The organism is Acetobacter sp., assembly GCF_047721705.1.
GTDB lineage: Bacteria > Pseudomonadota > Alphaproteobacteria > Acetobacterales > Acetobacteraceae > Acetobacter.
Genome location: NZ_JBDNXK010000132.1, coordinates 1 through 5,844, shown reverse-complemented (window position 1 = coordinate 5,844; position 5,844 = coordinate 1). Strand labels below are relative to the sequence as shown.

Annotated in this window: 7 protein-coding genes; 4 read left to right on the top strand and 3 right to left on the bottom strand. The window is 58.7% G+C overall.

Features of this window, described 5'->3' with window-relative positions; genetic code table 11:
• The 3 genes from ABF824_RS15205 to ABF824_RS15195 form a co-directional block, all read left to right on the top strand.
• Positions 1–1,213, top strand: a 1,213-nt coding sequence (locus ABF824_RS15205; RefSeq protein WP_415489832.1) for a DUF927 domain-containing protein, incomplete at its 5' end; no start/stop codon positions are given.
• A 315-nt stretch (positions 1,214–1,528) separates the two neighbouring features.
• The gene (locus ABF824_RS15200; RefSeq protein WP_415489831.1) at positions 1,529–2,221 is read left to right on the top strand and encodes a hypothetical protein; all 693 of its coding nucleotides are present in this window, start codon (positions 1,529–1,531) and stop codon (positions 2,219–2,221) included.
• Entirely contained in the window at positions 2,218–2,838 is a 621-nt protein-coding gene (locus tag ABF824_RS15195; RefSeq protein ID WP_415489830.1) for a hypothetical protein, read from the top strand. The genes ABF824_RS15200 and ABF824_RS15195 overlap by 4 nt, the downstream gene beginning before the upstream one ends.
• 81 nt (positions 2,839–2,919) lie before the next feature.
• Here the strand turns inward: ABF824_RS15195 and ABF824_RS15190 are convergent, their stop codons facing one another.
• The 3 genes from ABF824_RS15190 to ABF824_RS15180 all read right to left on the bottom strand — a co-directional run bounded on the left by ABF824_RS15190 (position 2,920) and on the right by ABF824_RS15180 (position 4,469).
• Positions 2,920–3,099 (bottom strand): hypothetical protein, encoded by a 180-nt coding sequence (locus ABF824_RS15190; protein WP_141300422.1) that lies wholly within the window; start codon positions 3,097–3,099, stop codon positions 2,920–2,922.
• Between the two features lie 614 nt (positions 3,100–3,713).
• The gene (locus ABF824_RS15185; RefSeq protein WP_415489829.1) at positions 3,714–3,998 is read right to left on the bottom strand and encodes a helix-turn-helix transcriptional regulator; all 285 of its coding nucleotides are present in this window, start codon (positions 3,996–3,998) and stop codon (positions 3,714–3,716) included.
• A gap of 12 nt (positions 3,999–4,010) precedes the next feature.
• Entirely contained in the window at positions 4,011–4,469 is a 459-nt protein-coding gene (locus ABF824_RS15180; protein WP_415489828.1) for a hypothetical protein, read from the bottom strand.
• Between the two features lie 285 nt (positions 4,470–4,754).
• Here ABF824_RS15180 and ABF824_RS15175 point away from each other — a divergent pair, with 285 nt between their 5' ends.
• The gene (locus ABF824_RS15175) at positions 4,755–5,117 is read left to right on the top strand and encodes a hypothetical protein (RefSeq protein ID WP_415489827.1); all 363 of its coding nucleotides are present in this window, start codon (positions 4,755–4,757) and stop codon (positions 5,115–5,117) included.
• Positions 5,118–5,844: the final 727 nt, after the last annotated feature.

Here is a 5,844-nt window from a genome sequence, read left to right as displayed (position 1 = left end):
GTCCGCAGCCTTTGCCGGGCCGCTGCTGGATATCGCAGGTGAGCAGTCCGGCGGCATCCATCTGGTCGGCAAGTCCCAGTCCGGCAAGTCCACCTCCGCCTATATTGCAGGCAGCGTGTGGGGGCGTGGTGACCGTGATGGCCAGATCCGTGCATGGCGCGGCACGGCCAACGGGCTGGAAGGCGTGGCGTCCGAAACCTCCGACACCGTCCTGATCCTTGACGAGATGGGGCAGGCCGACAGCCGCGAGGTCGGGGACATCATCTACATGCTGGCCAACAACACCGGGAAGATGCGCGCCGGACGCAGCGGCAATGCCCGCACCCGCAAGACATGGCGGGTGTTCTTCCTCTCGACCGGCGAGGTCACCCTGGCCGCGAAGATGGGCGAGGCAGGCAAGCGCACGATGGCCGGGCAGGAGGTGCGCCTCGTGAACATCTCCGCCGATGCCGGGGCCGGGATGGGCGCATTCGAGAACCTGCACGATATGGAATCCGGCGGTGCGCTGTCCGACCACCTGCGTGTGGCTTCGCGCACCTGGTATGGCACGGCGTCACGGGCCTTCCTGTCGCGTCTGGCGCAGGATCGGGGCAATGATGCGGAGGGACTGCTTGAGGCCATCAAGGCCATCCGTGCCCGCTTTGACGATGCCTACTTGCCCGAAGGGGCTGATGGTCAGGTGCGCAGCGTATCGGCCCGCTTTTCCCTGATCGCGGCAGGCGGTGAATTGGCGGCCGGATATGGCGTGCTGCCCTGGCAGGGTGGTGAGGCCTTCCGCGCGGCGGGTGCGTGCTTCCAGTCATGGCTGGCCGAACGTGGCGGGGCAGGGGCCAGCGAGGACCAGCAGGCCATCGAACAGGTGCGGGCCTTTATCGAGGAGCATGGGGAAAGCCGCTTCACCAACCTCAGCCGTGACACCGGGGGCGAGGTGGTCGCCAACGAGAACATCCGCACCAATTACCGTGCCGGGTTCAAACGGCGTGTTGGCACGCCGGAGGGCGATCAGTGGCAATACCTGCTGCTGCCCGAGATGTTCCGCAAGGAGGTGTGCAAGGGGCTGGATGCCAAGCGGGCGGCCCGTGCGCTGTGTGATGCAGGCTACCTGCTGCCAGATCCATCGGGGCGCATGTCGCAGTCCGTGCGCATCCCCGATGTGGGTCGGTCGCGCGTCTATGTCGTCAGCAGCGCGATTATGGGGGATGACGATGCGTGACATTCCCCCGTCCGGCTCCGGGTCAGTGTTTTTGCGGTGTTCCATGTGTTCCACGTGTTCCATCTCTCTGGAACCCGCACAAAACTGCCATTTATCACATGTTCAGGGTGGAACACCGCGCAATTTCGCCGGTGTTCCACGTGTTCCAGATGCGGCAAAAACCGGGGTGGTGGAACACGTGGAACACGTTGGCATCTGCTTACGTGTTCCAGCACAAAGCGGAAAATATGGCTGTTTACCGCCATTAAATCGGCATGGAACACCGGGAACACGTGGAACACCGTATTTTTCATGTGTCGGGCCGGAACACGGCATATGGTGAGCCGTAACCTGTCGGACTGGGTATCCGATCTGTTGCCCCAACTGGCACCAGAGCAGGTGCCAGATATGGCAATGCCACCCGCCAATGATTCCCAGCCGGTTGAGGTGGTTCCCGCCATGCCGTCACCTCCGGCGGAGGAGATCGACCTGTCCAGTGTCACCCATGCCGAGCGCAGGGCGGCGCTGACCGGCTCCGCTATGGCGCTGCTGGGGGAAGCCCGGCATTACGGCGTGTCGGTCATCGTGCGGTGCGGGCATCCCCGCCTGTCCGGCAAGCTGCCACCCGAAGCCACCGAAACCCGTTTCCTGCATCGCCTGGGTGAAAGCCACCGGGCGGTGGTGATTGCCGTCGATAGCCTGGCACGTGGATGGTCCGTGGACTGGGATGAAGAATACACCGAATATCGTATCACCCCGCCACGACGGACAGTGACGGCTGATGTTGAGCCCTACGTCGTGGATGCCCCAGCCAATCGCAGGCCCGCGTCATGGGTCGATACGGAGGGTAAGCCGGTGCCGGAGGGATCGGTCTGCCAGTGCTGTCGCGGCACGCTGTGGTGGCGTGAGATGATGCGCCCGCAGGGATGGCGCTGCCGGACCTGCCACCCACCGACCGGGGCTGTGCCGGTCACCGAACAGGATACCCGTGAAGGGGCGGACGGCGCACCCGCAAGGATTGCATCATGAGCAACAAGGATGAAACGCGCCTGGTCCGCAGCGTGAAGGGGCGCACCACAAGGGCGGTTCTGTCACCCGACCTGATCCACTGGCCCTCCGTGCGCTATCTGACGATCGAGCCGGTCATGGGAGTGGATGAAAAGCCGGTGCCCGATCGCTGGTTCCTGTATTGCTGGTTTCAGGATATGAGCGTGGGACAGATCGCCAGCGCAGGGCTATTGTCCGACCAGCGCCGGTTTGCCCTGCGCATGGGCGCCATCCATGACGTGACAGTGATGGATACGTCCCGGCCTTATCCGGCAGGGCCCTCTGTCACCAATGAGGACCGGCTATGGAAGCGCATGCCCGGTGTTTATGGTGGGGAGGTTATGGGCGAGCGGGTGGCCGCCCATATGGCCTACACCCACAACCTCGATAACACCCAGGCGATAGAAAACACGTTCCGATACCTCTCCCGATGGGCGGAGGGCATCACGGACGTCCGGCTGAGGAACGAGATCCGGCACCAGAGCTTCTGGGCCGCTATGGACTACCTGCAGAAGTTTTTCACGCCAGATGACGAGGATGATGGCGACGCCCCCGATGCCGATGACATGGGCGGGATCGGTGATAGGGAGCCGGTGTAACTGCAATGACAGAGTGGAGCGTCATTTTGTGCAGGCTCACGTCTTTATCTAAAAAAAATGGGGGCCGAAGCCCCCATTCCCTTAAACCCGTCCATCCCGGATCGTTGTCCGCTTTCCATTCTTGAACTCGGAAAGCCGTCCCTGATTGATCTTGTAGTCTGCAGCAATGAGGTGCTGATGTTCACCAGCACTGAGGCGCAAACGGATATCAGCCAGTTCAGCAGGGGAAAGGTGACGGATTGGTCGTTTCTGGGCTGCCATCGCAGGCCCTCCTGTAACAAGTTTCCACTTGACACCAGGACCCCAGACGGTAAAGGCTGCCTTTACTGCGGCGGTGGTGATTTTCTCCTCTTACCGTTTCGGGCCCTAACCCGGTTGTGGCTTACGAGTTGATGCACCAGCGTTGGATGGCTTGGGGCTGCAACCCCAGCCATCCGAAACCAATGCATCAGCATCACTGAAATATATCTCGTACTTTCCGTCAGTTTGGAAGTACTCTCCTTTGGTATTCTTTTATGAATACCAAGCGTCCCAAAATTCATAGAAAATATCAGCGAATTTTCGCAGTCGATTTTTGATGCGAGAATTTTAGAACTAACTGCGAACAGATCGAATCGACTGTCCTCGATTCAACCTCGCTATCTTACTGCGTCTAAACATAAATATTATGTCACATACACGAAACTGCGGAGTGGGCATCGACAGGTGATGAAGCTGCTAAATGTTGCTTCTGCGCGTATAGAATGGTTCTTGGTAACATCCTCCATACAGGAGGTTGTGCCGCCTAAAATGACGAGTGCAAATCTGATTGGTTTGCCTGTTTCAATCAGGTTTGGGCCTTCCGAAACTGGAAAGCGCAAAAGTCGTCTTCCTGATTAACCACGAGCCTTTTTCTGTTTTTTAAGTGCTGCTTGGCGGCATTTTTCCTCGCATGCTCTTTCTAGGATTTCGTCTATCTCTCGTCGTCTTTCTGCGGCTGCACCGATCCCCATGGTTTCATCAACCTGATGGCGGTCCCAGCGTGGCAGGCGCGGGCCCAGATGATAGGTCGGTTGAGGAATTTTCCCTTCCCGCTGAAGCCGGGCAATGCTGTGGTATTTGACGGAAAGGTAATCAGCCAGTCCCTGGCGATCCAGCCAGCGTGGTAATGCATCATCCATTGTCGCGTCTCCCTATGCGCCAAACAAGCGGCTGAAAAATCCCTTCCGTTTGCCTTCTCTGTTCTCGTCGGTGGCCTCGTCAGCTTCGAGCGCATCAGGCACCGTCGAATGGTCCGCCAAGGGAGATTCGCTGCTCGTGGGCACCTCCGTCATGGCGGTTCCCTCATCACCAGTCATCGGCATTTCGGTTGGCGGGGCTTTAGTGCCCTGATCGTTCTGTGCAGGAGGAGTTGTTTCCCGTGCCACCGTGGCGCGCTTGCGATGAATGACCTGTCGCTTCGGCCGGGTCAGTTCATGCTCCTGCCGGACGCGGGCCAGGGTAGTGATGAATGAGCTGAACGTGAGGGTCAGCCGCTCCTGTTTCCTGAGCATCTCCCAGACGGCTTCCCGGCTGTATCCATCCTGCATCTTGCGCTCGATCCACGGTAGTCGCTTGCGCATCACGGCGACGGCTTTTCGCTTGATCGGCATGGCAGGTCGCTCCGCTCAGGGGATGGGGACTATGTTTCAGGCCATTGTGCTGGGTGGCGGGTGCCTTTTCAAATATGTCTCCGTTTTGTGTCCTTAATCTGGTCTATACACAATACGCAGTCCCGATGGACTGTAAAGCATTGAAAAACCTATGATAAAAAATAAGAGCTGCTCGGAAACGGAAAAAAGTTTAATACCAGACCGGCATTTTTCCTTGGGAAACCGCCAACGCGGGTAATAAATTTTGACCCGTCCTTTTAGGCAGGTCGAGAACAAGGATTTCCCATGCCAATCATCACCTTCAAAGTGACCGAACAGCAGAAAATGGACCTCGATGCGGTGTGTGGGGCGAACCAGTCCCAATACATTCGCGACGCGGTGTTCAGGCAGGTGGAACAGAGTGAGCGATTGGACAGGATCGAATACCGGCTGTTTGACCTTGAGCGTACCGTAGGGCGGCTAGCGAACAGGGTGGAGAAGGCTCATGCCAAGCCGGATGCACCCGTGAAGGCGGATGTGTCGCCGGAGGTTATGGGGATGCTGGCCGAGGTGGTGCTGCAGTTGCGTGGCATCATACAGCCGGGCAAGACGACCTCCGCCATAGCGAGTGTGAAGCAGGCGGGCTGGCCTCCGCTGAGTATCCGGTAAGAGCAACCGATCCGCGCTGCCGGGGATCTGGGTAGCTGACTTGGCCATCCAGGCACGCCCTTGCGCGTGTGCAACTCGCTTATGGTTCGTCCGTATTTCGGACGATCAGTGCCGACGGATTTCGTCGCCACACGGGGCTGCATCCGTCCGAATTGCGGACGCTTGCGTTTCTGGTTTTTGGAGGTTCTATGCGGATGAAATTCGGACGCACAAATCGTCGGTCTGGTAATTTTGATCCGCCGGAACTGGCGAACCAATCCTCTCTCGCGCGTGCGCGTATCTCGTAGTGAAGGCGGTCAGCGGGTCATGGTCCTGTAGCGCTATTGCGCGCGTGTGTGGACCTGTCTCATGTGTATCACAGCCACCGCTCAATGCCCTCAGTCGGGCTATTTCCCGAGTGACGGATTCCAGCGTCTCAATACCAACATTGACCAGTAGGCACTTTGCACAGGAATGGCGGAATACAGCCAAAAATAACATGCTCCCTCGCGTGCGCGCGCGTACTGTGCCACTAATCCCGGCATTGCCGGGGTAGTTCAGCCCGTAATATGATGCGGCATGGCAGGCACCAAACCCATATCCGAATGGATACCGCCGGAGGTGGTGGACGTGTTCAGCATCAGGCAAGGGGCACGAAACCCTCAAAGCCGGTACTACCCAATGTCACAGGCCGCATTTGCCAGGCGGTATGGCTTTACCGCTTCTGCTATGGCCGACTGGGAGCAGG